Origin of the sequence: Mesorhizobium sp. M0011 (genome assembly GCF_040324155.1) — a bacterium.
Classification (GTDB): domain Bacteria; phylum Pseudomonadota; class Alphaproteobacteria; order Rhizobiales; family Rhizobiaceae; genus Mesorhizobium.
Genome location: NZ_JAMYVQ010000007.1, coordinates 101,798 through 125,759 on the forward strand (window position 1 = coordinate 101,798; position 23,962 = coordinate 125,759).

Here is a 23,962-nt window from a genome sequence, read left to right on the forward strand (position 1 = left end):
CATGCTGAACGCGATGACCAAGGACGCTGCCGCACAGGACGCGACGGTTGATCTGCAGGCCGAGTTCGAGGCCTCCAACATCGACGAGGTGATGGACAAGCTCGACCGTGAACTCGTTGGCCTGAAGCCGGTCAAGACCCGCATCCGCGAGATCGCCGCTCTCCTCCTGGTCGACCGGCTTCGCCGCAAGTTCGGGCTGACCTCGGGCGCCCCGACGCTGCACATGAACTTTACGGGAAATCCCGGCACCGGAAAGACCACCGTGGCGCTGAGGATGGCCGAAATCCTGCATCGTCTGGGCTATGTCCGCGAAGGCCACATGGTCGCCGTGACGCGCGACGATCTCGTTGGCCAGTATGTGGGCCACACCGCGCCCAAGACCCGCGAGGTGATCAAGCGTGCCATGGGCGGCGTGCTTTTCATCGACGAGGCCTACTATCTCTACAAGCCCGAGAACGAACGCGACTACGGCCATGAATCGATCGAAATCCTGCTGCAGTGCATGGAGAACAACCGTGACGATCTGGTTGTGATCCTTGCCGGCTACAAGAACAAGATGGACCGCTTCTTCGACAGCAATCCCGGTATGCGTTCGCGCATCGCCCACCATCTCGATTTCCCCGACTATGGTGTCAGCGAACTGAAATCAATCGCCGAGATTATGCTCGCGGAGCAGAATTATCGCCTCAGCGAGGCGGCATCCCGTGCGCTCGAAGAGTATCTTCCGATCCGCATGAGGCTGCCGCATTTCTCCAACGCGCGTTCGGTCCGCAATGGGCTCGATCGGGCACGGCTGCGGCAGGCCAACCGGCTTTTCGCATCGCGCAGCAGGGTGTTGACCAAGGCCGATCTTGTCACCATCGAGGAATCCGACATCCGCGGCAGCCGCGTGTTCGCGGAAGGGAAACTCGAAGGCGAACCGGAGACGAAGATGCGCTGACGGGATGAAGCCGGCTGGCGCAGAGACCAACAGCGCAGACAGGATTGGAGACGACGACCATGGTCACCAGGACAATCATCGCACCCTCCGTGCTTTCCGCGGATTTCTCGCGGCTCGGCGACGAGGTCGAAGCTGTCGTGCGGGCGGGTGCCGACTGGATCCATCTCGACGTGATGGACGGGCATTTCGTACCCAACATCACCTTCGGTCCGCCGGTGATCAAGGCGATCCGCGACCGAACGGACAAAGTCTTCGACTGCCATCTGATGATCGCGCCGGCCGACCCCTATCTGGCCGCCTTCGCCGACGCCGGCTGCGACATCATCACGGTGCACGCCGAGGCCGGGCCGCATCTCGATCGTTCCCTGCAGGCGATCAAAAATCTCGGCAAGAAGGCCGGCGTATCGCTGAATCCTTCGACGCCGGAGAGCGCCATCGAATATGTGCTCGACAGGCTCGACCTGGTGCTTCTGATGACGGTCAATCCAGGCTTTGGCGGCCAGGCCTTCATTTCCGCGGTCATCGAGAAGATCAGGCGAATCAAGGCACTGGTTGGCCATCGCCCGATTGACATCGAAATCGATGGCGGCGTCACGGCCGAAACCGCCCCGCTGGTCGCCGCGGCCGGCGCCAATGTGCTGGTCGCCGGGTCGGCCGTGTTCAAGGGGGGCACCGAGGCGGCCTATCGCGCCAACATTGGAACCATCCGACAGGCGGCCGACGGTGCGATCCGGAAAGCCGCGTAAACCATTCCATCGGAGGCAAGCATGGCGGCCGTCCCCCCTGTCTGCGATTTCGGCTGGCGCGCCATCGATGCCGTTTTGCCTGACGTCGACGGCAGGTCGCATTCGATCTTCAGCCAGGCCGGCCCGAACGGCCTGGTCGTGGCCTTCATCTGCAATCACTGCCCTTATGTGAAGGCGGTGATTTCACGTATCGTGCGCGATGCCAACGACCTCAAGGCCGAAGGTATCGGCTTTGTCGCGATCAACTCAAACGATGCCGATGCCTACCCGGAGGATTCCTTCGACCAAATGAAGCTATTCGCCACGACGAGCGGCTTCAGCTTCCCTTACCTGCACGACCAGCACCAAACTGTGGCGCGCGATTACGCAGCCGTGTGCACTCCCGATTTCTTCGGGTTCAACAGCGAGTTGGGACTGCAATATCGCGGTCGGCTGGACGCCTCGCGACGAGAAGCCGGAGCGCCCGGGCTGAGACGCGATCTGTTCGAGGCGATGAAGCAGGTTGCCCGAACCGGCGACGGGCCGCTGGACCAGATCGCCTCGATCGGCTGCTCGATCAAGTGGAAGGATGCCGCATGAACGTCGGCGCAGGTAGGCCGCTTCGATCGCCGAAGGCGATCCTGTTCGACCTCGACGGCACGCTGGTCGACTCGGCGCCGGACATAGCGGCCGCAGTCAACGAATTGCTGGCCAGCCGCGATCTGCCGCCGCTGCGCCTGGATCAGGTCACGGCCATGATCGGCGGCGGCGTCAGGAAATTGATCGAGCGAGCCTTCGCGGCGTCGGGAGCGCCACTGCTCGGTAACGCTCTCGATGAGGCCAACCGCGTCATGGCGCCTATCTACCGCCGGCATCTGACCGGCCTGACAAGGCTGATGCCTGGCGTCAGGGAGGCTCTCACCCACTTTCATTTGGGCGGAGTAAGCATGGGGGTGGTAACCAACAAACCGCAGTTGGCGACCCGCGAAATCCTGCTTCATTTCGGATTGACGGAATATTTCGGCGCAATCGTTGGCGGAGACGCGGTGACATTCCTGAAACCGGCGCCCGATGCCCTGCTGCTGGCGTTGGCACAGCTTGGGGTCGACGACGGTGACGCGCTGCTGGTCGGAGACAGTGGCGCTGACCTGGGCGCCGCACGCGCCGCCGGCATGCCCGTCATTCTGTTGCGCGGCGGCTACAGCCACATTCCGGTGGAAGAGCTTGGCGCCGACCTTGTTTGCGACAGCCTTTTCGATCTGCCTTCGGCAATGCAGAGGCTGCAAGCCGATGCGTGATCGAGGCGTCCGCCGGCCGAACGCAAATTCGAACGGCCGGCTGCGCTCTATTTCGAGAATTGCTTCAGATAGGCAATGACATTGGCGATGTCTTCGTCCTGCTTGAGGCCGACAAACGCCATCTTTGTTCCTTTGACCATGGCCTTGGGATCGTGAAGGTAAGTCTTCAGCGTGGGTTCATCCCATTTGACGCCGGACTTGCCTGCCGCGACCATCGCCTGAGAATAGCTGAACCCCGGGTGCGTGCCGGCCGTTCGGCCGATGACGCCGTTCAACGACGGGCCGACCTTGTTCTTGTCCTGGTCGGCGACATGGCAGACCTTGCATTTGGCGAAGACCTTCTCACCCGCCGCCGCATCCTGTGCCTGGGATTGGCTCGCGATGAAGGGCACAACGGACATGACTGCGAAAAATGCGATTGCGCGCATGGCATTTCCTCATTGATCGTCTGGGTGCCCTGGACGATTTGCGCATGCCGATCCTTTGATCCGTCGGCATGCGCCTTACGCGGTGGTGTGGAATATCCGCTTCTCCCGTGGAGCCGCGCCGCGTGATTCAGAAGCTAATTGGCATGTTGTGAAAGTCAATCGTACAAAGGTTTAGAGGCCTGGGTGCTCAACAGACCCGTCCATTCGTCTTTGTTGACGGTGATCCGGCGAGCGCGTAGCTTGACCTCACTCCGGTTTCTCCATTGGCACCTCGGGAAATCCGGCAAACGGTGATTTTGCCCTCGCTTCTGGTTGGGCTGAGCTCGCCGGGATGAGCGTTTGGGAACGCGCAAGAGGTGCTGAATGGACATGGTCGATCTCATATTGACGGTTTGCCTCAGCGCCAATCCGAACAATTGCCGAGACGAACATCTCTATTTCGAGAGCCGCGGCACTCTGTTCCAATGCATGATCCTTGCCCCCAGCGAAATCGCGAAATGGTCCCAAGAACACCCGACCCTCAAGGTCATGCGCTGGAAATGCGCATTTCCAAACAAGGAACGAGCCATTTGATTTGGCAGCGCGGAACCCTGGGGAGGAGGTGTCATGATGGTTTCACGGCGCATGACGTTGCGTCTGGCGGTTCTCGGGACAGCCGCTGTTCTTGCTACCAGGCCGGGCGTTGCGGCAGCCAGGATTCGCCTCGGTGTGCTGAAGTTTGGAACCGTGAGTTGGGAACTCGATACGCTAAGGCAGCACAAATTCGATGCCGCGAACGGGATCGGTCTGGAGATCATCGACTTCGCCGGCGAGGATGCAACCAACGTCGCGATGCTGGCTGGCGCGATCGATATGATCGTCTCCGACTGGCTGTGGGTCTCGCGCCAGCGCTCCGAAGGCGGCGACCTCACATTGACCCCCTATTCGACCGCGGTGGGTGCGATCATGGTGAAGGAGGATTCGCCGATCCGGACGGTCGCCGATCTCAAGGACAAGAAGATCGGCGTCGCCGGCGGCCCGCTCGACAAGAGTTGGCTGCTGATACAAGCGCTGACCAGACGCGATCTCGGCGTCGACCTGTCGGCAACCAGCGACATCGTCTTTGGCGCGCCGCCACTGATTTCGGAAAAGGCGATACAGGGCGAACTCGATGCAGTGCTGAATTTCTGGCATTTTTGCGCGCGTCTCGAGGCCAATGGCTTCCGTCGATTGATCGGCGTGAATGACGCGGCAAAGACGCTCGGGGCTCTGGGACCCGTTTCGGCGCTCGGTTACGTCTTCCATGACCAATGGGCCAACGAGAACCCCGATGCCGTCAGGGGTTTCGTGAGGGCGTCCGCGCAAGCCAAGGACTTGCTGGCCAGATCCGATGACGAATGGCTGCGCCTGGCGCCGATCATTCGCGCGGAAGGCAAGGAACTGGAAAAGCTGCGCGATCGCTACCGCCAGGGCATTCCCAGCCGGTCGATCGCCGACGAAGCGGCCGACGCCGGGAGGCTATACCATGTGCTTGCGGCGATCGGCGGCGCGAAGCTTGTCGGCAGCGCGCCGGAAATGGCGCCCGGCACGTTCTGGCAGGACCCCGAGAAATGACCGCATTGGGAACCGACGGCGCGCGTGATGCCCCGCCGACCATGTCCGGCCGACGCAATCTGGCGACGGCACTCATGCCCGCGCTGACCGTAGCGGTCTCCCTGCTCGGGCTTTGCCTGCTATGGAACCTTGCGGCAAGTGTCTGGCCAAGCCGTGCCTTTCCAGGACCTGGGCAGGTCTGGCAGGTGCTTCTCAGGGAGGCTGCGAGCGGCGACCTTTTTTACCATCTCGGCGTGACCCTCGGCCGGGTCGCCGCGGCATATATCGTCGCAATGATCATCGGATCCGTCATCGGCGTTTTGCTCGGCAGCCATCGTCGCGTCGACCGTTTTTTCAACCCGTGGGTGATCCTGTTCCTCAACATCCCGGCGCTGGTGGTCATCGTCCTCGGCTATATCTGGTTCGGCCTCAACGAGGTGGCGGCGATCGGCGCGGTGGCGGTGAACAAGATCCCGAATGTCGTGGTGACGATGCGCGAAGGCGCCAGGGCGCTTGATCCAAGTTACGCCGAAATGGCCACCGTCTATCGCTTCGGCCGCCTTGAACGCATCCGCCATATCCTGCTGCCGCAATTGCAGCCCTATCTTGCCGCCGCATCGCGATCCGGCATCGCCCTCATCTGGAAGATCGTCCTGGTCGTCGAGTTGCTCGGCCGCTCGAACGGTGTCGGCTTCCAGATCCATCTCTATTTCCAGCTCTTCGATGTCGCCGCCATTCTTGCCTACACGCTGGCTTTCGTGGCGGTGATGCTTGTCATTGAACTTCTCCTGGTGCAGCCCGTTGAACGACATGCAACCCGTTGGCGCCGTCGTCCCGCTTAAGGTCGACATCGCCGAAAAGACCTTCAGGTCCGCGCGAGGCGTCTCGATCACGGCGCTTCAGGACCTTTCCTTCGAGGTCCGGCAAGGCGAATTCGCCTGCTTGCTGGGACCGTCGGGCTGCGGCAAAACCACGACGCTGCGTATCCTGCTTGGCTTGGACAAAGACTTTTCCGGCTCCTTCCAGTTGCCGCAAGGAGGTTCGAACCGCATCGCCGCCGTATTCCAGGAACCGACCCTGCTGCCGTGGCGAACGGTGGAGCAGAATGTCAGGCTGGCGTTGCCGAAAAGCTTGAGAGCGAAAAATCTCGACAGGCTGTTCGACACGCTCGGCCTCGCCGGCATGCGCTCGCTCTATCCTGCCGAACTGTCGCTCGGCCTTGCGCGCAGGGCAGCACTTGCCAGGGCTTTCGCCACCGAGCCGGCGGTGCTTTTCCTGGACGAACCCTTTGTCTCGCTCGACGAACAGACCGCCGAGCGGCTTCGGCATCTGCTTTTGACCGTGTGGTCGGCACGGCCAACGACCGCCTTGATGGTGACGCACAATCTACGCGAGGCACTGATGCTGTCGGACCGCATCATCGTGCTCGCGCCGCGGCCAACCCATGTGCTCGGCGTGTTCGACGTACGGCTGCCACGGCAACATCGCAATTCGCAGGTGATGAGCGACCTTCTGCGGTCGTTCCATCATAGATTTCCGGACGTCACCTGATTGCCAGCAGGCGAAATGCATATCGGAGGCCTTCATGTCGGTTGATCGGCTAAGACGCAGGCTTGTGAGTGGCTTCGCCTGCACCGCCGCCAGCGCCGCCTTGCTGCCATGCTGCCTCGGACGAGCCGTTCTGGCCGCAGGTGGCAGTTCTCGGTTCTCGGTCAGACAAATCGCCGACGGCGTCTTCGCCTTCCAGGGCGCGGATGAGTTGATGACCGCCCCCAACGACGGTGCGATCTGCAATCTGGGCGCCGTCATCGGCACCGATGCGGTTGCCGTCATCGACAGCGGTGGCAGCCTGATCGAGGCGCACGCCTTTCTCGCCGCGATCGGAAAGCTGACAGCAAAGCCGGTTCGCTTCCTGGTCAACACGCACATGCATCCCGACCATATCTTCGGCAATGCGGCATTCCGGAAGATCGGCGCGACCATCGTCGGTCACCGCAATCTGCCGCGTGCCCTTGAGGCGCGTGGCGCGTTCTATCTGCACAACTATCGCGAACAGCTTGGCGAGGCGCTGATGGAGGGGATCGAGATCGTGTCGCCGACCATGCTGGTCGACGATCGCCTGCAACTCGACCTCGGCGGGCGCATGATCGAACTGCGGGCATGGAAGGCGGCGCACACCGACAACGACCTGACCGTGTTCGATCCCGCGACCAGAACGCTCTTTGCCGGCGATCTCGTGTTTATGGGCTCCTTGCCGACGCTCGACGGATCCCTGCTTGGATGGCTCCGCCAGATGGATGCGCTCACCGCGATCGACGCCGCGCGCGTCGTTCCAGGTCATGGTCCTTTAACGGCCGACTGGCCACAGGCGCTGGCGGGGGAGCGACGCTATTTCGAGGTTCTGGCGCGCGATATCCGCAAGGCGATCGCCGACGGAACGCCGCTGCGCGAAGCAGTCAAAACCGCTGGCGAAAGCGAACGGGATAATTGGCACCTGTTCGACGACTACAACGAGCGCAACGCAACGGCCGCATTTGCCGAACTCGAATGGGAATAGACGACACCGACATGCGCCAGGCAGCTGTAAGGCACGGCGATTTGCCAAGGCGTCGCCAAAGGCTTATCCTCAACGCCAGCCTGGGCACCACCTCTCTTGCATTGGTGGAGGCATCGAAATGCAAAATCACGCTTACTCGAGCCGGCAGCTCGCTTTGCCGCTCGCATTCGTTTTCTTCGCGATCATCTTGGCCATCGGCACGCTGCTCGGCTCCTCGGGAACCGCCAGCGCACAGCAAACAACCGCGTCCTCGGATAGGATCTGGCAGGATTTGAAGGGCGACGTGTTCGGCTATCGGGCAATTCTGGTCGATACCGGCGTCGTCAGGATCGAAGCGCCGAAGCGGGCGCAGGATGCCGCCATCGTGCCCGTCGACATCTATCTCGATCCAGCCAAGGCGCCGGACGGCATCAAATCCGTTACCTTGATCATCGATGCCAACCCTGCACCGGTGGCGGCAACGTTCCAGCTCGGCAAGGATGCCGGCGTGACGCATCTGTCGACGCGCGTGCGCGTCAACGACTATTCCTATCTGCGGGCCATCGCTGAGACGCAGGGCGGCCAACTCCATATGGCGCAGACCTTCGTCAAGGCGTCAGGCGGATGCTCCGCCCCTGCGGTCAAGAACCAGGACGAGGCCAACGCGACGATGGGTCAGATGAAGCTGCGCCAGTTCCCGCCCAAAGAGACGATGACCAAGACCGAGGAACTGCAGTTGATGATCCGGCACCCTAACAATTCGGGGCTGCAGCGGGATCCGCTGACCCAGTATTTCATACCGGCGCATTTTGTCCAGAAACTGTCGATCTCCCAAGCCGGCCAGCCGATCCTCTCCATGGAAGGTGGAATATCGATTTCGGAAGACCCCAATTTCCGATTTGATTTCACCGTGCACGGCAACGGCGAAATCCAGGTTGAAGCGATCGATACGGATGGCAAGACATTTCGCAATCAGTGGCCGCTGGAGACAGCGGGACTCTGAAGTCTCGATATCCTGTGCCGGACTGCCGGGTGCTTGCCAGCTTGACCCCGAAAGTGGAGCTTGTTTCGGGAAGGTACTGTCCAGACAAAGGATGGAACTCCATCCGGCTTGCGGATTTGAGCAGGTTCTAAAAGCAGCGCACGTCGGCTTCCGACTGCGCGCGCTTCAATTCGGTACGGGCTGCCTTCGCCGGTGCGCTCTCGCGAAACAGCCCCGCGTTTTCCCCTGTGGTCAAAGACATGCTCTTGAAAGTCTCGGCTCTCTCATAGTGGTCGTAGGGAAGGATCGAGGCGATGACGTCGATCGAGCAGGAACAGCTTTCCAGCGCCTGACGTGTCTGGCCGTTCGTCTGCATGCAGCCGAGCACGTAATCGGCAATCGTTGCTGTCGGGTAATCTCCCGCGGCGCCCGCCGGGTTTGCGAAGGCCAGCGGCGCGGCAAGGAGCAGCGGCAAAGTCGAAAATCCAACATATCTGATCACGGGAAAACCTCCGGTTGGCCTGGGCGTGATGCGCCCAGTCGGGATCACCGTGGCAGTTGGCAACGTGCCGCAGAGTCAGTCAAGCGCCCATGGCTTCCGTATACGACCAAAGGAGGAATGCGGTGCTGGTCGACGGTGGTTCCGCATGGGGCCCCCATGGCCCGCTCCACGCTCCAACTCCAACGATCATCTCATGCTTGGCTCACTATCGTTTCCCAACGGGCACGTACATGGCCATGCCGAGACATCGAAGTGAATACCTCCAAATAAAATCCACGCTTAGGTGAAATGTAAAACTCAGAAAATAATCAAATTTTATCCGGCCCACCGTTATTTCTCAATCAGGAATACTTCATCTAACAAATACTACCCCACTTATTTCCTTATATTGCGCCGCAGCATTTACGATATTGCGGTGCAAAAAACACCCAGGCTTTTTTGCTTGCCTAGCGTTTTGCGATGACATAGCCTCACCCTGTTTCCGGCTTCAAGGGCGTCACCGTCATTAGGGAGCGGCGACAGTCTTTCGTAGGCCAAGGTGAGGTGGGCAGTAACGGTGCCCTCTGCACATCTGGCTTAGGTCGTGACACGCTGCCGGAAATATTTCCCCCCCGTGAATCGCTTGGGCAAGCCCTTGTGGGCTCAGCAAATGATTCATCACTATGAACCTCGGGAGGAATTCGGATGCGTGTACTTACGAAAGCTACCTATATTCTAACCACTGCGGCGTTTCTGTCGCTCGGCGCGGCCTTTACGGCGTCGGCTAACGAGGACCTTGCAAAGCTGGCTTCGGATTCGAAGAACTGGGCAATGCAGACGGGTGACTACGCCAACACCCGCTATTCCAAACTCAACCAGATTACTGCGGACAATGTGAAGAACCTGCAGGTCAAGTGGACCTTTTCCACCGGCGTGCTACGAGGCCACGAGGGTGGACCGCTTATCATCGGCGATGTGATGTATGTTCACACGCCTTTCCCGAACAATGTCTTTGCGCTCGATCTCAAGAATGACGGAAAGATCCTCTGGAAATACGAACCCAAGCAGGATCCCAACGTCATTCCGATCATGTGTTGCGATACGGTCAATCGCGGCGTTGCCTATGGTGACGGCAAGATCATTCTCAATCAGGCCGACACCACGGTCGTCGCCCTCGACGCGAAGACCGGCAAGGTCGTCTGGTCGGTCAAGAACGGCGACCAGACCGATGGCGGCAAAGGCGAATCCGGTACGGCTGCCCCCGTCGTCGTCAAGGACAAGGTGCTCATCGGCGTATCCGGCGCCGAATTCGGCGTTCGCGGCTGGCTGGCCGCCTACAATCTGAAAGATGGCAAACTCGCCTGGAAAGCCTATTCGGAAGGTCCGGACGCGGACACCCTGCTCGATCCCGAGAAGACCACGCATCTCGGCAAGCCGGTGGGCAAGGATTCCGGCACGAACACCTGGGAAGGCGAGCAGTGGAAGACAGGCGGCGGCACGACATGGGGATGGTATTCCTATGATCCCAAGCTGAACCTGGTCTACTATGGCACCGGCAATCCCTCGACGTGGAACCCGGTACAACGCCCCGGCGACAATCGCTGGTCGATGACGATCATGGCCCGCGATGCGGATACGGGTGTTGCCAAATGGCTCTACCAGATGACCCCGCATGACGAATGGGACTATGACGGCATCAACGAGATGATCCTCGTCGATGGCATGGAGGTCAACGGCGCCAAGCACGACGTGCTGGTCCATTTCGATCGCAATGGTTTTGCCTACACCATGGATCGCGCCACCGGCGACCTTCTCGTCGCCAAGAAATACGATCCGGCCGTGAACTGGGCGACGGAAGTCGTCATGGACCCCAAGAGCGAACAATATGGTCGCCCGCAGGTCGTGGCGAAATATTCGACCCAGCAGAACGGCGAAGACACCAACTCGACGGGCATCTGCCCGGCGGCGCTTGGAACGAAGGACCAGCAGCCGGCGGCCTATTCGCCGAAGACCGGGCTGTTCTATGTCCCGACCAACCATGTCTGCATGGACTATGAGCCTTACAAGGTGAGCTACACCGCCGGTCAGCCTTATGTTGGCGCCACCGTGTCGATGTATCCCGCACCTGGCGGCGACGGCAACATGGGCAACTTCATTGCCTGGGATGCGGCCAAGGGTGAGATCGTCTGGTCGAAGCCCGAGCAGTTCTCGGTGTGGTCGGGTGCGTTGGCGACAGATGGCGACGTCGTCTTCTACGGTACACTCGAAGGCTACATCAAGGCGGTCGATAAGGACGGCAAGGAACTCTACAAGTTCAAGACCCCGTCCGGCATCATCGGCAACATCACGACCTACGAGCAGGGCGGCAAGCAGTACATCGCCGTTCTGTCCGGCGTCGGTGGCTGGGCAGGTATCGGCCTGGCAGGCGGCCTGCTTTCGCCTGATAACGCCGCTGCCTGGCATGGCGCCGTCGATCAGGGCCGTGCCCAAGGCGACGAGGCCGCGGTCGTTGGCACCGCTGGTCTTGGTGCCGTCGGCGGCTACGCGGCACTTGCCGACTACACGACGCTGGGCGGTCAGCTCACCGTCTTCGGTCTCCCGGATTGATGCGCCGGGAACCTTGAGCACGCCTCGGGTCTTGTGAGACCAAAGGCTTGAAGAACGAGAGCCCGGATCATCCGGAAGCCATGTCCGGGCTCTCGATTCGGTTACGCACCCAAAAACACCGATCAAGGCCGGTCGCGACAGCAAAACCGTGTCCATTGGCAAATGAAGGAAGCGTTTGAATGTCCGTTCGCATTGTAATTTCGGCTTTGGTCCTGGCTCTGCTGCCTCTGGCAAGCTCAGGCGTCGCCCAGGCCGACGACAGCATGGAAAAAGCCAAGGCGGTAAAGGAAGAAGGCGGCAAGTATTTGGATGCGGATGGAAATCCGACCTACAAGATCGAAAACGGAACCGTCGATTGGTACACGTTCAGCGGCTACCGCCGGTATCACTCCGATTGCCATGTCTGCCACGGACAGGACGCGACAGGTTCGAGCTATGCGCCGGCTTTGGTCAACAGCCTGAAAACCATGGATTACCCCACATTCCTCTCGATCGTCGCCGAAGGCCGCAAGAATGTCGGCGGCGGCAAGGAAAACGTCATGCCTGCCTTTGGCGACAACAAGAATGTCTATTGCTACATGGACGACCTCTACATCTACCTGCGCGCGCGCGCGGATGGCGCGGCGCCCCGCGGACGGCCGCCCAAGCACGAAGACAAGGCCCAGGCGGCGAAGGATGCCGAAGCATCCTGCATGGGTGGATGACATGATTGGCCGCGATGCATTGAAGCTGCGCGTCGTTCTGCCGATCCTCGGCACACTCGCCTTGCTGCCGTCGAACGCGCATGCGCAAAGCGCCGGCCTTGGCGCGGCGGGAGAACTGGTCGATCCCGACATTCTGCGCGTCTGCGCCGATCCCTCGAATATGCCCTTCACCGACAAGAGCGGCGAAGGCTTCGAAAACAAGCTGGCCGAGCTGGTTGCCGCGAAAACCGGGCGCAAGTCCGTCTCCTACACCTGGTTTCCCACGATCACCGGCTTCGTGCGCAATACGTTGGGGGCCAACCGATGCGACATCATCATGGGCTATGCCCAAGGCGATGAGCTGGTGCAGAACACCAACGCCTACTATCGCTCCGCCTATGTGCTGGTGCATCCAAAAAGCCACGATATGGAAGGTGTGGAAACGATCGAGGATCCCAGACTCATGGGCAAGACGATCGGCGTGGTTGAAAGCACGCCGCCAACCGCCAACATGGCCGCCAACAAGCTTCTGCGGACCGCCAAGATCTATCCGCTTGCGGTGGATACGCGCGTCACCCCATCCATGGGAGAGGTCATGATCAAGGACATGCTGGCACACAAGATCGATGCGGCGGTGCTGTGGGGACCGATGGCAGGTTACTATGCAAGGGAACTCGGAGCTGATGTGACGATCGTTCCACTGGTGAAGGAAAAAACCGGCTCGCGCATGTCTTACCGCATCACCATGGGCGTACGTCCGTCCGACCAGGAATGGAAGCGGACGCTCAACCGGGTGATCAGGGAAAACCAGGCGGAGATCACCAGGATCCTGCTGAGCTATAACGTGCCGCTGATCGACGAACACGACAACCTGATTACCCAATGAATGGAGGGGAGACTATTTTCTTGCTGGTCGCCGCGAGCCTTCTGTGTCTGACCGAGCCGACATGGGCTGGCGATGTCGTCGAACCCAGCGGTTTCCGGATGGACGACTATCGGGCGCCGGTGCCGCGGACGCTGCAAGGCGCGAGGGTGGTGACGACGGTGGAAGCGGAAGCGCTGTGGCGAGCGAAAAAGGCGATCTTCTTCGACGTGATGCCGGACACGCCCAAGCCGGCCAATTTGCCGGCAGGAACCATATGGAGGGACAAGGTCAGAAAGGACATTCCAGGCAGCACATGGCTGGCCAATGTGGGATACGGCGCTATTTCGCAGGAGACCGCCAGCTATTTTCGCCGAGGCCTCACGGCCAAGGCCGGGACGGACAAGTCGCGCGCGATTCTGTTCTACTGCATGACGAATTGCTGGATGTCGTGGAATGCGGCGAAACGCGCCGTCGAGTGGGGCTACAGTTCAGTAATCTGGTATCCGCTTGGCGCTGATGGGTGGGAAGATGCAAACCTGCCACTGGAGGAGAAAAAACCCTACGCCACGACCAATTGAAGTAAGGACTGCAATTATTCTCGATAGTTTGTTTTCAATTTTTCAAAACCTATTGTTTCATTTGTCCATTTTGAGACTTGATGGACGAGCCATTGCGTCGGTGCCCTGCAATGGTTGGCTAACGACAGGATCGGTCCCTTCGGGCTGGTATAAGAGGAGAAATGTCATGAAGAAGAACTGGAAAAAACCGACCATGTGTCAGGTTGCCGCTGGCTTCGAAATTTCACGGTATCTGCCTGCTGAAATTACTCCCAAGAAGTAGGCCGCAGAGGTGCGCGTCCCTGGCGACAGGGGCGCGCATCCCCTCGCCGCATGGGATTTTCGTGAAAGATTTTGACGCACGCAAAGCGTGCGAAGCGTTTTTTGTGACTGCAAATTGCCTGCAGGTCAGAGAAGCCGCCGCGCGGGCATTTTCATGCATTTAAAGATCATCGGATCGGCGGCGGGCGGCGGCTTTCCGCAATGGAACTGCAACTACCGTCTGAGTCGTGCGGCTCGCACCGGCATGGCCGGCGTACATTCACGAACCCAGTCAAGTGTCGCCGCCTCTGCGGACGGGTTCGGCTGGGTTCTTTTCAATGCCTCGCCCGACATTCGCCAACAAATCGCTGCAACACCTGAACTGCAGCCTGCGGGCGATGCGCCGCTGCGCTCGACGCCTATTCGCGCGGTGGTGCTGACCAATGCCGATGTCGATCATATCGCCGGACTGCTCAGCCTGCGCGAACGGCAGCCTTTCGCCATCTATGCAACGGCGCAGGTTCTGGCGACGCTGGAGGCGAATTCGATTTTCAACGTTCTCGATCCAGCGCTTGTGCCGCGGCGCATCCTGCCGCCGACGAAAGAATTGGCCATCTGCGATGCAGAAAGCCGCGAGACCGGCGTGATGATCGAGCCCTTTCCGGTGCCCGGGAAGATAGCACTCTATCTGGAGGATAGAGACCATCCGGATGCCAATTTCAGCTCCGACGCAGGTGATACGATCGGAGTCCGAATCGCCGGCATCGGCAGCCGCGGCTCCGTCTTCTATATTCCGGGCTGCGCGCGCATCGATGCGCGCTTACGCGCGCGTCTCGCCGATGCCGCCTGTCTTCTGTTCGACGGCACGGTCTATACCGACGACGAGATGATCGTCGCCGGCGTCGGTCAGAAAACCGGCGCGCGCATGGGGCATCTGGCGATCTCGGGAGAATTGGGTTCGATCGCCGGCTTGGCCGATGTGAAGGTTAGCCGCCGTGTGTTCGTCCACATCAACAACACCAATCCCATCCTTGACGAGAATTCCGCCGAGCACGCGGCGGTCAAGGCGGCAGGCTGGGAAATCGCAAGCGACGGTATGGAGATGGAATTTTGAGCGACTTCCGCGATGCAGCCAAAGGCGGACTCTCCACGAGCGCTCTCGAAGCCGTATTGAGGCAGGTTGGCGCCGAGCGCTATCACAATCGCCATCCCTTTCACCACAGGATGACCAGCGGCGCGTTGTCGAAGGCCGAGATGAAGGCCTGGGCGCTGAACCGCTATTGTTATCAGGCGGTCATCCCACGCAAGGATGCCATGATACTCGTACATGCCGAGGATCCAGCGTTTCGCGCCGCGTGGCGCAAGCGGATCGAGGATCATGACGGCGAGGACGGCTGGAGCGGCGGTATCGCGCGCTGGCTGCATCTGGCAACTTCGCTCGGCCTGGACGCTGAGGCCGTGAAGAGCGAAAGGCTGGCGCTGCCGGCGACGCGCTTCGCGGTGGGCGCTTACCTTTCCTTTTGTACAAACCGGACGCTGTTCGAGGCGGTCGCGTCGTCGCTGACCGAGATGTTCTCGCCACTCATCATCGGCGAGCGGGTGCCGGCAATGCTGGCCAAATACGACTACATCACCGAGGATACGCTGGCCTATTTCAAGCAACGGCCCGAACAGGCCTCGCGTGACGCCGACTTCGCCCTCGCCTACGTGCTCAGCCACGCCGATACGGCGGAGCGCCAGCAGCAGGCAATCGATGCACTGGTGTTCAAATGCGATATACTCTGGGCCATGCTTGACGCGCTTCAACACGCCTATGGCGAGCAGGGAAACATACCGCCCGGCGCCTTCCAGCCTGAGGCAGCCCTATGATGGCGCTGCGCGAAAGAGCCGTGGTGTCGCTGCGGTCGGTACCTTCGCTGCCGAAGCACGTGCGCATACAATACGACTCCGTGCGGCAGGCATTCGCCGTGCTTTCACCGGAAAAGATATTCTGGCCGAACGATGTCAGTCTCGACATATTGCGCCGCTGCGATGGACGGGCAACGGCAGGTGACATCATTGCCGGCCTTGCCGCGGATTACGAGGCTGAACAGGAGGCCGTGGCGACCGACGTCATCGCCTTCCTGCAGGAATGGTCGGACAAGCTGCTGGTGAGGCTATGAGCACGCCCCTCCTCCCTCCAATCGGCATGCTGGCGGAACTGACGCATCGCTGCCCGCTGCAATGCCCTTATTGCTCCAATCCGCTCGAACTGCTGAAGGCCAATCGCGAACTCGACACAGAGACCTGGCTCGCCCTGTTCTCGGAGGCCGCCGATCTCGGAGTGCTCCAGGTGCATCTGTCCGGTGGCGAGCCGACACTGCGCCGCGACCTCGAGCAATTGATCGCCGGGCTTGCGGGGCGCGGCGTCTACACCAATCTGATTACCGCGGGCGTTGGCATCGTCGAGGGCCGTATCGAGGCATTTGCCGAAGCCGGTCTCGACCATCTGCAACTGAGCTTTCAGGGCGCGCGGCCGGCGACCACCGATCGCATCGGTAACCACAAGGGCGCTCACGAAAAGAAGCTGGAAACGGCACGCCGCGCGCGCGCTGCCGGTCTGCCTCTTACCATCAACGCACCGATCCATCGCCATAACATCGAGGAAGTGCCGGAATTCATCGATCTCGCCCTTTCGCTGGGCGCGGAGAGGCTTGAGATCGCCAATGTGCAGTATGCCGGCTGGGCGTTGACCAATCGCGATCAACTGATGCCCGAGCGTGAAGCGGTCGACAGGCAGGCGGAGATCGTCGCGGAGGCACAGGAGCGGTTGGCCGGCATCATCAACATCGATTTTGTGACGCCGGACTATTTCGCGATCTATCCCAAACCGTGCATGGGCGGCTGGGCGCGTGACGCCTTCATGGTGACGCCTGACGGCACCGTACTGCCCTGCCATGCCGCACAGACGATCCCGTCGCTCAGCTTCGAGCGTTTCGAACCACGCAGACTGTCCTCGATCTGGGCCGATTCGCCGGCGTTCAATGCCTTTCGCGGCACGGACTGGATGCAGGAGCCGTGCCGCAGCTGTGAGCGGCGCGAGATCGACTGGGGCGGTTGCCGCTGTCAGGCGATGGCGATCGCCGGCGATGCCGCTGCAACGGACCCGGCTTGCGCGAAATCACCGATCCATGCTCGCATGGCGATGCTGATCGACGAAGCCAAGCGCATTGCCACAGCTCCTTCCAGAGAAGAATCATTCGTCTACCGGCGGATCGGTGCCGTGACCGAATCCGCCTGACCAGTGTCATACCAGCCCGACCAGAAAGGCAGCGCCGCCGAGAAAGGCGCAAGAGCAGACCCATAGCAACCAAAGTCCCCGTACCCGGCATTCGAGCACCGCCGAGCCGGGGTTGGCGGGGTCATGGTGCACGTCGACCTTGCTGCCTTCGACATACTGCCGTGCCTGGCCGCCGACGAGGCCGGGCAACGAAGCCGTTACGGTTCCGCCGAAGGTCACACGATCGGCGCTGTAGCGCTGGCCGGCTACGTCATAGGAGTAGACGATGCGGGATTTGAAGACGGTGCGCCAGCGACCATAGCCTGAATGGTTTCGGAGCGCCTGCAGGCCTGAGGTTTCGATGCGGCCGGCCGCGATCGGCCATTTTGCCGCCTGTTCGGCCAACGATTTCTGGGCAAAACCCATGCGCAGGATGAACAAGCTCATAAAAAGCAGCAACGCCGCGGCACCGAGATTCTGCGGCTTGGGCAAATGCGGCCCGATCGCTTCCAGAACACCGCCGACGGAAAACACCAGCACAACCGCCCCGATCACCAATCCTGCCAAAAGTTGGACCATGAACTTGAAGGCGCCGTCCGGCAGTGTGCGCTCGATCACCGCTTTGCTCGGATCGGCCGGATTGTAGAAGACAGTCACCTCCGCGCCGCGGGGAAACTGGGCAAGGGTTTCAGCGACTTCGAAATTCCCCAAATTCTCCTTCACGCTGTGGCGCGAGCTTTGAAATTTCTTGCCGCCGACCTTGTATTCGAAGGTGATCGCCGGAAAATTCCGCATTTCGGTGGTATCGCTGCTGTCCGAGCCAACGCCCGAGTTTCTCACTTCACGTGCCTCGACGCGCGAGGAAATGATCTTTCCCGGCGCCGGCAGCCAGCGGCTGAGCGCTTTCACCTCTCGCTATTTCATGAAGGTGATGAACGACAGCGCGCCCGCGACCACGCAGGCAAAGCCGACAAGCATGATCTTGAGTTCCAACTCGTCTCCCCCAGGAGTGCAGGAACTTCACATAGACAGCAAGGCTGCGGCAATGTCTTGCTTATTCGCGAAATCTGAAAAGGCTGAGCAGCGCAAACAGCGACAGCGTTCGGCGGGTCATGCAGGCTTGACGGCCAGGAACGTGTTCCATTCTTCGCTATCGCGGCCGACGTTGAAATCGTCCCTGATGAGGACGAGCCCGGCGCCTTCGAGACGGGCCGCGAAGTCGTCCCTGCGCCAGTAGACCATGTGATATTCGCCTGATGTCTCGCCGTCGCCATTGCGCATCGAGACGAGGAAGGCGCCGCCCGGCCGCAGCGACCCGGCTATCTTGGCAAGTACCTGGTCGGTCTCGTCGCGAGGCACATGGATGAGGACGCATAGGGCCAGGACTGCGTCGTAGGGGCCGCCGAGATCATCGGTGATGAGATCGAGCAACTCGCCATGCTTGCCACGCGCGGCCTGCAGTTCCAGAAACCGCTTGGTTGCGTCGGTGCGCCGGACTTTGACACCCAAAGTCTCCAGAAAATCCGCGTCATATCCGGCTCCGGACCCGACTTCCAAAATCCGGCCGCCTGCACCGGCGATTGCCACCAGGCGCTTCAGCGATGCCTGCTCCCTCTCGTTGGGAACATGGCGCACGGTGGCATCATATTGTTCGGCATAATCCTCGTAGGCGCTGATCGTTTGACGGCTCTGCGCCAGAGCCTCCGATGACACACCCATCTTTTCCTCCCATGCGTCCATGTCGGTCAAAGAGCCGGACACTTTCCTCAGCGAATGCTGCCGGCGGAAGCGTGTCCATCGAGCAGTCCGATATCGCGCTTGCCCAGACCGCGGGCATCAGGCAGAGCGAAGCGCGCCGGGACTGACGACTGTCTCAGTTGGCGTCGGCTACCGTCTGCCGGCCCCCGGCCCAGGCGCGCCATTGCCGTTCGTCGCCATGGAAGACATTGAGGTCTATACGGCCGGTGACGCCGTGCGACAGGCCGGAGCCGGAATACTGCCAGAAGAGCCATTTGCGGCCGGGATAGACCTTTGACGGATGCTGGGCCACGGCACGCAGCCAGAACGGATAGTCGAGGAATTCGCCCCTGAGATTGTCGCGGTAGAAATCGGGCGCGGTGTAGATGATGGGACGCTGGCCGTAATGGCGCTCCAGCTTGTCCATGAACACCTGCATCTTTTCCAGCACCTTTTCGCGCGACGGCCGGCGCTTGCAGCTGGACTCGCCGTTCCACTCGACGTCTATCACCGGCGGCAGTGCGCCTTCGACCCTGGGCACGTTGCGGATGAACCAGTCCGCCTGCTCGCCGGCCGTGCGGCACCAGTAGAAGAAATGATAGGCGCCGCGCTTCAAGCCGGCGGCGTCGGCGTTGCGCCAGTTTTTCATGAACATCGGATCGAGGTGGTCGCCACCGTCGGTCGCCTTGATGTAGGCGAAGTTGGCGCCCTGGGCGCGCAGCTTGTCCCAATTCACGTTGCCTTGCCAACGCGAGACGTCGACGCCGTGCACTGCAAGGCGGCGAGGCGAAGCCTTGCCGAAATTGATAGGCTTGGCATCACGAAAACCGTAACGGGTGAGCGGCCCGGCAAGCATGGCCGGTGCCGCGCGGGTCAACAGCTTGGGCGGCGACACCAAGGCTGCCGGCTCGACCGGCAACCCGCCGACATCAGGCACTTGGGGATCAGGCACATCAGGTGCGGCAAACACCCCCGTCTCTTCCTCCTCCGCCAAACCAAACGGGCGCCTCGGACCGTTGTCAGACATGGGGGCCAATTCGGCCCTTGCCGCCCTGTTGCCCCTTGCCGCCGGAGCAGCGGCGATCGGTGCCGGCGGCCGAATCACGGAACTGGTGGTCTCGTTGGACGGTTTCTGCAAATCCAGCGCGTCGACGCCGGCCGTTGAAGAGCAGCCGGCAAGGCATAGCGATGCGATCAAAAAACTGACGACGCCCGGAATCCGCATCTGGACCTGTACTCAAAACACAACAGACCGAGGGCAAAACGACAGCCGACGGACAAACCGGATCAGTTATGAATGAGAAATTACCAATAAAGTTTGAATCAATTTTTTTCGCCCATACCGCGTGTGGGTAAGCGCGGTGGAAAACCGGCTAGGATTTCCTGAAAACGCCGATCATCGGCCCGAGATTCCAGTAGTCGTCTTTGCGGCCGATGGCAGGCGCAAACAAGCTTGATATCGTGCCGTCGAGGAACAGCGCGTTGTCGCAGCCAAGCGCGTCGCGGAAAAGCCGGGCGAAGGCATGGAAGGTCACTGTGCCGTTCGAAATCGCAAAGACCGCGACGCCGTCCTTTCGCACCCCGACACCGTCGCGGGTTTTCCGCGAAGTGCCGTCAGCCTGGAATTTTGGATGCAGCTTGCCGTCGATCACCAGCATCGGCCCCGATTGCGTCGCATAGTCGACGGTCGGGCGCCTTTTCACGAAATCCCGAGTGGCACGAACCGCGGCCTTGCCGTCGCGCAGGTAGAAAATGCCGTTCGGCTGCAGGGAAAAATTGCCGCTTCCCGATCCCGTTTTCACCGAGGCCATCTCCTGGCCACGCTCGACATAGAGGCCGACCGGCGCGAGGTTAGGGTGATACATGCCGGCATTGATGCCGAACACCATCGTGCGCCCGATCGCCTGTTGCGCGGCATGCAGATTGTGCAGCGACTGAAACGGCTTGCCCGCCGCATCCTTCCAGAACAGCTCGAGCTGGTATCGTTTCGGATCGACCTCGCAAACGAGATAGCTGGTCGCCTCGAAGGTGAAGTCCCGGCATGGCGGCAGTGAAGCGGCCCACTGGCCAAATGCCGCCACCGACGGCAGTGCGCCCTTGGCCAACGCCAGCAGCAACGGCAGTGATTGCAGGAGGGTCAAAAAATCCATGTGCGTACCGGAATCGAAGTTCGAGGTCCGGTACGGATATAGCCCGTTTCAAGCGATACTGTGGAACTTGCCTTAGACGAGCCATCCCATCGCCACGCCCAGCAGCAGGACGACACCGAGCAGGCCGCGATAAATGACGAACGGCCAGGCCGAGAAACGCTCCAGCACGTGCATCAGCCCCCATATGGCGAAGAAGGCGGAGATCGAGGCGACGACCAGCCCGACGGCAAGGACCGACCACCCATGGGCGTCGAGATGGACCTTGTGCAGTTCCCAGAGTTCCTTAAGGCCGGCGAGTGCAATCGCCGGCAACCCGAGCAGGAACGAGAAGCGCGCCGCCTCGGCCCGCTTGAAGCCGAGCCCCAGTGCCGCCGTCAGGGTCGAGCCCGAGCGCGAGACGCCGGGGACAAGCGCGCCGATCTGGGCAACACCGACGAGCAGCGCATCGGTCAGCGACGCACCGCCCATGCTGCGCCGGTGACGGGCAAAGATCTCGGCCAGCGCCAGCAAGATCGCCATTGCGATGCAGGCCCAGCCGATCACCGTTAGGCTGCGTAGCGGCGAATTGCAGGCGTTGAGCACGCCCGACAGCGCCACGCCGGCGATGACGATCGGGATCGTCGCCAGCACGATCCAGAGCGCCAGCTTGAAATGCCGGTCGGCGAAATCGCGTCGCGCCAGAGCGTCGAACGAACCAAACAGGATATTCCTGACATCACTCCAGAAATAGCTGACCACCGCGGCAAGAGCCGCGAGTTGCATGGCGGCGGAGAAGGCGGAGCCAGGATCCTGCCAGCCGAGCACGGCCGGCACGATGCGCATATGGGCGGTCGAGGAAATCGGCAACAGTTCGGTGATGCCTTGCACCACGCCGAGGAACGCCACCTTGGCGAACCCCAGCCCGACGAAGCCCGTGTCCAGGCCTTGTGTGCAGATGTCGGCCAAAATCGAATTCCGTGCATGAGAGATCAGAGTTGCGTGGACCGACCACCGGTCAATCCCCGACAAGCCTTATCGTCATGGGCCGGATAATCAATTTACGGATTTGTAAGCTGGCGTGCCGAAGTGCACGCCGTTCGAAAACCGGCCCACCTTGGAGCCGGCTTGAGATACACAGGGAAAATCGCAAAGCGACTACGGGCAGAGCCAGAGTTTCTGGCATGTCCTGGCGATCACATGCGCCGGCGGCACTTCGGGCTCATCGGTCGAAGGCCGGCGAGCCCGTTCGAGCAGCATGCGCACCTGTTCGGGGCGCACACGATCGCGCTCCATCACAAGCAGGACCATCGGATCGCTCAAAAGCTCGTCCAGGGTGCTGATGCTGTCGTTCATCCGTCGTCTCCTCGAATGCCGTACCCGCGACCCATAAATAGGGAGACAATGATGGCCCGCCAATGACGCTTTGCCGGCTACCTCGTGTCGATTTGGATTAAATTTTGGCCATGGTTGCGTTCTTCCTTCTCGCTGGCGTAGCGCGTCGATCGGGCAAAAGCCGCGCTTGAGATCCGGCGAAGAGTTTATCGTCGCCAGCGGCCCGTCGATCGTGACGTCGTCGATGCGAAACAGGACGCGTGCGTTGAATGCGGCGCCGATCGCCTTCTGGCAAACCCGGCAGTGGCAGACGCGTTCGTTGATGGGGGCCGCGTCCGCGCGGTAGCGCACCGCCTTGCACAGGCATCCGCCCTCATATCTTGCCATTGTCTGGATCGATCCACTGGTGGGGAGAATAGGCGCGCAAGGTATCGGCGGAGCCGATTGGGTCAATTGAAAACCTTTGATACAACGCCATCGCTTACGTTGATGCGAGTGGAGGAAGCCATGACGCCGAAAGCCGTCATGGCTGCCATGGAATGCCGGCTGCCTGCCAACAGCCGGCGGCTTTGGCTTTCACTCCGTTTCGCCCACGACCTCGTCCCAGGTTTTGACCTTGGTCTGGCCGTTGAGGAACGGCAGCGCGGCGGCCGTCAGTTCGGGGGCGAAGAAAGTGTCGTAGTGGGTGCGGTTGGGCAGGATCGCCAGGCGGTTCTGCGACAGGTTCTCGCGCATCCAGCCGGCGTCCTTCAGCCCGCCGCCGAGCATCTGATAGAACTTGATCTCGTGTTCGGGCTTGTACATATCGCTGTCGCCATAGACCAGCAGGACAGGCATCTTCAGCTTGGCGACGTCGGCCGAGTAGTCGCGGTTCTGACGCATGAAGCCGCCCAGCGCATCGAGGAGCTTCGGGAACTCCTCCGGATGCGGCGCCACCGCGACGTAGGATTTGTACATCGGCGTGTCCTTCATGAACTCAGCCGCAGCCGCGCTCACCTGTGCCTGCTGGGGACGCATCTCGTCATAGAAGCCGTCCGTGGCGTAGCCGGTCGATACCAGGACGAGGCGGCGCACCGCTTCGGGATGCTGGACGGCCATGCGGAAGGCGACGCCGCCGCCCAGCGAATAGCCCATGACATCGACCTGGTCGTAACCGAGCGCCTTGACGATGGCGGCCATGTCGTCGCCCATCGCTTCCACGGTGAATGGTCGGTCACCCAGCGCGGTGCGACCGTGACCCTGCAGGTCGACGCCGATGACGGTGCGGTTTTCGGCAAGTTTCGGCAGGATCGGCGCGAACATATCCGTGGTGCCGAGACCGCCATGCAGCAGAAGCAGCGGCTCGCCCTTGCCATAGATGGCATAATAATAATTCAGGCCGTTGATCGGCAGCAGGCCAGACTTTTCCGGCTTCGGCAGTGCGTTCGTCTCAGTCGTCATGGCGGGTTTTGTCTCCTCCGCATTGGTGGTGCCTGGGCAGCCAACGAGCGCTACAACCGAAGCAAGAATGGCGAAAAACAGGGTTTTGGACATATCGATCTCCTCTCGTCCTGCCGGTATCAGAGCGTCA

General features: G+C 60.9%; 29 protein-coding genes and 1 pseudogene. 20 read left to right on the forward strand and 10 right to left on the reverse strand.

Features of this window, described 5'->3' with window-relative positions:
- The first annotated feature begins 1 nt into the window (after position 1).
- Genes cbbX through gph form a run of 4 tightly spaced genes read left to right on the forward strand, consistent with a single transcriptional unit; the run spans position 2 to position 2,963 of the window.
- On the forward strand, positions 2-940 hold the full coding sequence (gene cbbX / locus NKK51_RS10440; RefSeq protein ID WP_352552663.1) for a CbbX protein: 939 nt from the start codon (positions 2-4) through the stop codon (positions 938-940).
- Positions 941-999: 59 nt separating this feature from the next.
- Positions 1,000-1,686 carry a ribulose-phosphate 3-epimerase gene (rpe, locus tag NKK51_RS10445; RefSeq protein WP_128303317.1) on the forward strand — a complete coding sequence of 229 codons (687 nt, stop codon included), beginning with the start codon at positions 1,000-1,002 and terminating at the stop codon, positions 1,684-1,686.
- 21 nt (positions 1,687-1,707) lie between these two features.
- Positions 1,708-2,265, forward strand: a complete 558-nt coding sequence (locus NKK51_RS10450) for a thioredoxin family protein (protein WP_023810397.1) — start codon at positions 1,708-1,710, stop codon at positions 2,263-2,265.
- Entirely contained in the window at positions 2,262-2,963 is a 702-nt protein-coding gene (gene gph / locus NKK51_RS10455; RefSeq protein ID WP_352552665.1) for a phosphoglycolate phosphatase, read from the forward strand. Before NKK51_RS10450 ends, gph begins: the two co-directional genes overlap by 4 nt.
- 47 nt (positions 2,964-3,010) lie before the next feature.
- Here gph and NKK51_RS10460 read toward each other — a convergent pair whose 3' ends face one another.
- The gene (locus NKK51_RS10460; protein WP_024504374.1) at positions 3,011-3,391 is read right to left on the reverse strand and encodes a c-type cytochrome; all 381 of its coding nucleotides are present in this window, start codon (positions 3,389-3,391) and stop codon (positions 3,011-3,013) included.
- 363 nt (positions 3,392-3,754) lie between these two features.
- On the opposite strand from NKK51_RS10460, the gene NKK51_RS10465 reads away from it, so the two are divergent.
- The 6 genes from NKK51_RS10465 to NKK51_RS10490 all read left to right on the forward strand — a co-directional run bounded on the left by NKK51_RS10465 (position 3,755) and on the right by NKK51_RS10490 (position 8,502).
- Positions 3,755-3,964, forward strand: coding sequence for a hypothetical protein (locus NKK51_RS10465; RefSeq protein WP_352552667.1), 210 nt, complete (start codon positions 3,755-3,757; stop codon positions 3,962-3,964).
- A gap of 33 nt (positions 3,965-3,997) precedes the next feature.
- Complete coding sequence (locus NKK51_RS10470; RefSeq protein ID WP_352552669.1) at positions 3,998-4,984, forward strand: ABC transporter substrate-binding protein; 987 nt, start codon at positions 3,998-4,000, stop codon at positions 4,982-4,984.
- Complete coding sequence (locus NKK51_RS10475; RefSeq protein WP_031212962.1) at positions 4,981-5,805, forward strand: ABC transporter permease; 825 nt, start codon at positions 4,981-4,983, stop codon at positions 5,803-5,805. The genes NKK51_RS10470 and NKK51_RS10475 overlap by 4 nt, the downstream gene beginning before the upstream one ends.
- Entirely contained in the window at positions 5,774-6,514 is a 741-nt protein-coding gene (locus tag NKK51_RS10480) for an ABC transporter ATP-binding protein (protein WP_023810391.1), read from the forward strand. Before NKK51_RS10475 ends, NKK51_RS10480 begins: the two co-directional genes overlap by 32 nt.
- A gap of 34 nt (positions 6,515-6,548) precedes the next feature.
- Positions 6,549-7,520, forward strand: coding sequence for a quinoprotein relay system zinc metallohydrolase 2 (locus NKK51_RS10485; protein ID WP_352552671.1), 972 nt, complete (start codon positions 6,549-6,551; stop codon positions 7,518-7,520).
- Positions 7,521-7,638: 118 nt separating this feature from the next.
- On the forward strand, positions 7,639-8,502 hold the full coding sequence (locus tag NKK51_RS10490) for a quinoprotein dehydrogenase-associated SoxYZ-like carrier (RefSeq protein WP_352552672.1): 864 nt from the start codon (positions 7,639-7,641) through the stop codon (positions 8,500-8,502).
- 127 nt (positions 8,503-8,629) lie between these two features.
- Here the strand turns inward: NKK51_RS10490 and NKK51_RS10495 are convergent, their stop codons facing one another.
- Entirely contained in the window at positions 8,630-8,983 is a 354-nt protein-coding gene (locus NKK51_RS10495; RefSeq protein WP_023810388.1) for a hypothetical protein, read from the reverse strand.
- Positions 8,984-9,667: 684 nt separating this feature from the next.
- Between NKK51_RS10495 and NKK51_RS10500 the strand changes: the two genes are divergently transcribed.
- The 9 genes from NKK51_RS10500 (at position 9,668) to pqqE (ending at position 17,215) form a co-directional block, all read left to right on the forward strand.
- Positions 9,668-11,569, forward strand: coding sequence for a methanol/ethanol family PQQ-dependent dehydrogenase (locus tag NKK51_RS10500; protein ID WP_127293373.1), 1,902 nt, complete (start codon positions 9,668-9,670; stop codon positions 11,567-11,569).
- Positions 11,570-11,748: 179 nt separating this feature from the next.
- Positions 11,749-12,273: a c-type cytochrome, methanol metabolism-related gene (locus NKK51_RS10505; RefSeq protein ID WP_352552674.1), complete on the forward strand. Its 525-nt coding sequence runs from the start codon at positions 11,749-11,751 to the stop codon at positions 12,271-12,273.
- Entirely contained in the window at positions 12,245-13,138 is an 894-nt protein-coding gene (locus NKK51_RS10510) for a quinoprotein dehydrogenase-associated putative ABC transporter substrate-binding protein (protein ID WP_352552676.1), read from the forward strand. The genes NKK51_RS10505 and NKK51_RS10510 overlap by 29 nt, the downstream gene beginning before the upstream one ends.
- The gene (locus NKK51_RS10515) at positions 13,135-13,695 is read left to right on the forward strand and encodes a PQQ-dependent catabolism-associated CXXCW motif protein (protein ID WP_352552678.1); all 561 of its coding nucleotides are present in this window, start codon (positions 13,135-13,137) and stop codon (positions 13,693-13,695) included. Before NKK51_RS10510 ends, NKK51_RS10515 begins: the two co-directional genes overlap by 4 nt.
- A 166-nt stretch (positions 13,696-13,861) precedes the next feature.
- Positions 13,862-13,957 carry a coenzyme PQQ biosynthesis protein A gene (locus tag NKK51_RS32410; protein ID WP_013532074.1) on the forward strand — a complete coding sequence of 32 codons (96 nt, stop codon included), beginning with the start codon at positions 13,862-13,864 and terminating at the stop codon, positions 13,955-13,957.
- A 153-nt stretch (positions 13,958-14,110) separates the two neighbouring features.
- Positions 14,111-15,049 (forward strand): pyrroloquinoline quinone biosynthesis protein PqqB, encoded by a 939-nt coding sequence (gene pqqB / locus NKK51_RS10520; protein ID WP_352552852.1) that lies wholly within the window; start codon positions 14,111-14,113, stop codon positions 15,047-15,049.
- A complete protein-coding gene (pqqC, locus tag NKK51_RS10525) occupies positions 15,046-15,804 on the forward strand; it encodes a pyrroloquinoline-quinone synthase PqqC (protein ID WP_013532076.1) in 759 nt (252 codons plus the stop codon). Before pqqB ends, pqqC begins: the two co-directional genes overlap by 4 nt.
- Positions 15,801-16,097: a pyrroloquinoline quinone biosynthesis peptide chaperone PqqD gene (gene pqqD / locus NKK51_RS10530; RefSeq protein ID WP_128303310.1), complete on the forward strand. Its 297-nt coding sequence runs from the start codon at positions 15,801-15,803 to the stop codon at positions 16,095-16,097. Before pqqC ends, pqqD begins: the two co-directional genes overlap by 4 nt.
- A complete protein-coding gene (gene pqqE / locus NKK51_RS10535; protein WP_352552680.1) occupies positions 16,094-17,215 on the forward strand; it encodes a pyrroloquinoline quinone biosynthesis protein PqqE in 1,122 nt (373 codons plus the stop codon). Before pqqD ends, pqqE begins: the two co-directional genes overlap by 4 nt.
- Positions 17,216-17,221: 6 nt before the next feature.
- Here the strand turns inward: pqqE and NKK51_RS10540 are convergent, their stop codons facing one another.
- From NKK51_RS10540 to NKK51_RS10550, 3 genes are all read right to left on the reverse strand, one after another.
- Positions 17,222-18,103 carry a DUF3592 domain-containing protein gene (locus tag NKK51_RS10540; protein ID WP_352552682.1) on the reverse strand — a complete coding sequence of 294 codons (882 nt, stop codon included), beginning with the start codon at positions 18,101-18,103 and terminating at the stop codon, positions 17,222-17,224.
- Positions 18,104-18,304: 201 nt separating this feature from the next.
- Positions 18,305-18,913 (reverse strand): class I SAM-dependent DNA methyltransferase, encoded by a 609-nt coding sequence (locus tag NKK51_RS10545; protein WP_352440177.1) that lies wholly within the window; start codon positions 18,911-18,913, stop codon positions 18,305-18,307.
- 154 nt (positions 18,914-19,067) lie between these two features.
- Positions 19,068-20,069, reverse strand: a complete 1,002-nt coding sequence (locus NKK51_RS10550) for a glycoside hydrolase family 25 protein (RefSeq protein ID WP_502895807.1) — start codon at positions 20,067-20,069, stop codon at positions 19,068-19,070.
- Here NKK51_RS10550 and NKK51_RS10555 point away from each other — a divergent pair.
- On the forward strand, positions 19,957-20,232 hold the full coding sequence (locus NKK51_RS10555) for a hypothetical protein (RefSeq protein ID WP_245490376.1): 276 nt from the start codon (positions 19,957-19,959) through the stop codon (positions 20,230-20,232). The genes NKK51_RS10550 and NKK51_RS10555 overlap by 113 nt on opposite strands.
- A 72-nt stretch (positions 20,233-20,304) precedes the next feature.
- Here NKK51_RS10555 and NKK51_RS10560 read toward each other — a convergent pair whose 3' ends face one another.
- The 5 genes and pseudogenes from NKK51_RS10560 to NKK51_RS10580 all read right to left on the reverse strand — a co-directional run bounded on the left by NKK51_RS10560 (position 20,305) and on the right by NKK51_RS10580 (position 23,925).
- Positions 20,305-21,081, reverse strand: coding sequence for a phosphodiester glycosidase family protein (locus tag NKK51_RS10560; RefSeq protein WP_128303307.1), 777 nt, complete (start codon positions 21,079-21,081; stop codon positions 20,305-20,307).
- A gap of 72 nt (positions 21,082-21,153) precedes the next feature.
- The gene (locus tag NKK51_RS10565; RefSeq protein ID WP_023810374.1) at positions 21,154-22,026 is read right to left on the reverse strand and encodes an undecaprenyl-diphosphate phosphatase; all 873 of its coding nucleotides are present in this window, start codon (positions 22,024-22,026) and stop codon (positions 21,154-21,156) included.
- A 189-nt stretch (positions 22,027-22,215) separates the two neighbouring features.
- Positions 22,216-22,413, reverse strand: a complete 198-nt coding sequence (locus NKK51_RS10570; protein ID WP_013532087.1) for a hypothetical protein — start codon at positions 22,411-22,413, stop codon at positions 22,216-22,218.
- Between the two features lie 150 nt (positions 22,414-22,563).
- Positions 22,564-22,779, reverse strand: a pseudogene (locus NKK51_RS10575) (GFA family protein); the annotation flags it as partial.
- 189 nt (positions 22,780-22,968) lie between these two features.
- Complete coding sequence (locus NKK51_RS10580; protein ID WP_352552684.1) at positions 22,969-23,925, reverse strand: alpha/beta fold hydrolase; 957 nt, start codon at positions 23,923-23,925, stop codon at positions 22,969-22,971.
- Positions 23,926-23,962 lie beyond the last annotated feature (37 nt).

Bases quoted from the DNA above. Each gene is read 5' to 3' on its own strand.
- cbbX (WP_352552663.1), top strand. From the start codon at position 2: ATGCTGAACGCGATGACCAAGGACGCTGCCGCACAGGACGCGACGGTT.
- rpe (WP_128303317.1), top strand. From the start codon at position 1,000: ATGGTCACCAGGACAATCATCGCACCCTCCGTGCTTTCCGCGGATTTC.
- NKK51_RS10450 (WP_023810397.1), top strand. From the start codon at position 1,708: ATGGCGGCCGTCCCCCCTGTCTGCGATTTCGGCTGGCGCGCCATCGAT.
- gph (WP_352552665.1), top strand. From the start codon at position 2,262: ATGAACGTCGGCGCAGGTAGGCCGCTTCGATCGCCGAAGGCGATCCTG.
- NKK51_RS10460 (WP_024504374.1), bottom strand. From the start codon at position 3,391: ATGCGCGCAATCGCATTTTTCGCAGTCATGTCCGTTGTGCCCTTCATC.
- NKK51_RS10465 (WP_352552667.1), top strand. From the start codon at position 3,755: ATGGACATGGTCGATCTCATATTGACGGTTTGCCTCAGCGCCAATCCG.
- NKK51_RS10470 (WP_352552669.1), top strand. From the start codon at position 3,998: ATGATGGTTTCACGGCGCATGACGTTGCGTCTGGCGGTTCTCGGGACA.
- NKK51_RS10475 (WP_031212962.1), top strand. From the start codon at position 4,981: ATGACCGCATTGGGAACCGACGGCGCGCGTGATGCCCCGCCGACCATG.
- NKK51_RS10480 (WP_023810391.1), top strand. From the start codon at position 5,774: ATGCAACCCGTTGGCGCCGTCGTCCCGCTTAAGGTCGACATCGCCGAA.
- NKK51_RS10485 (WP_352552671.1), top strand. From the start codon at position 6,549: ATGTCGGTTGATCGGCTAAGACGCAGGCTTGTGAGTGGCTTCGCCTGC.
- NKK51_RS10490 (WP_352552672.1), top strand. From the start codon at position 7,639: ATGCAAAATCACGCTTACTCGAGCCGGCAGCTCGCTTTGCCGCTCGCA.
- NKK51_RS10500 (WP_127293373.1), top strand. From the start codon at position 9,668: ATGCGTGTACTTACGAAAGCTACCTATATTCTAACCACTGCGGCGTTT.
- NKK51_RS10505 (WP_352552674.1), top strand. From the start codon at position 11,749: ATGTCCGTTCGCATTGTAATTTCGGCTTTGGTCCTGGCTCTGCTGCCT.
- NKK51_RS10510 (WP_352552676.1), top strand. From the start codon at position 12,245: ATGCCGAAGCATCCTGCATGGGTGGATGACATGATTGGCCGCGATGCA.
- NKK51_RS10515 (WP_352552678.1), top strand. From the start codon at position 13,135: ATGAATGGAGGGGAGACTATTTTCTTGCTGGTCGCCGCGAGCCTTCTG.
- NKK51_RS32410 (WP_013532074.1), top strand. From the start codon at position 13,862: ATGAAGAAGAACTGGAAAAAACCGACCATGTGTCAGGTTGCCGCTGGC.
- pqqB (WP_352552852.1), top strand. From the start codon at position 14,111: ATGCATTTAAAGATCATCGGATCGGCGGCGGGCGGCGGCTTTCCGCAA.
- pqqD (WP_128303310.1), top strand. From the start codon at position 15,801: ATGATGGCGCTGCGCGAAAGAGCCGTGGTGTCGCTGCGGTCGGTACCT.
- pqqE (WP_352552680.1), top strand. From the start codon at position 16,094: ATGAGCACGCCCCTCCTCCCTCCAATCGGCATGCTGGCGGAACTGACG.
- NKK51_RS10545 (WP_352440177.1), bottom strand. From the start codon at position 18,913: ATGGGTGTGTCATCGGAGGCTCTGGCGCAGAGCCGTCAAACGATCAGC.
- NKK51_RS10555 (WP_245490376.1), top strand. From the start codon at position 19,957: ATGGGGGCCAATTCGGCCCTTGCCGCCCTGTTGCCCCTTGCCGCCGGA.
- NKK51_RS10560 (WP_128303307.1), bottom strand. From the start codon at position 21,081: ATGGATTTTTTGACCCTCCTGCAATCACTGCCGTTGCTGCTGGCGTTG.
- NKK51_RS10570 (WP_013532087.1), bottom strand. From the start codon at position 22,413: ATGAACGACAGCATCAGCACCCTGGACGAGCTTTTGAGCGATCCGATG.
- NKK51_RS10580 (WP_352552684.1), bottom strand. From the start codon at position 23,925: ATGTCCAAAACCCTGTTTTTCGCCATTCTTGCTTCGGTTGTAGCGCTC.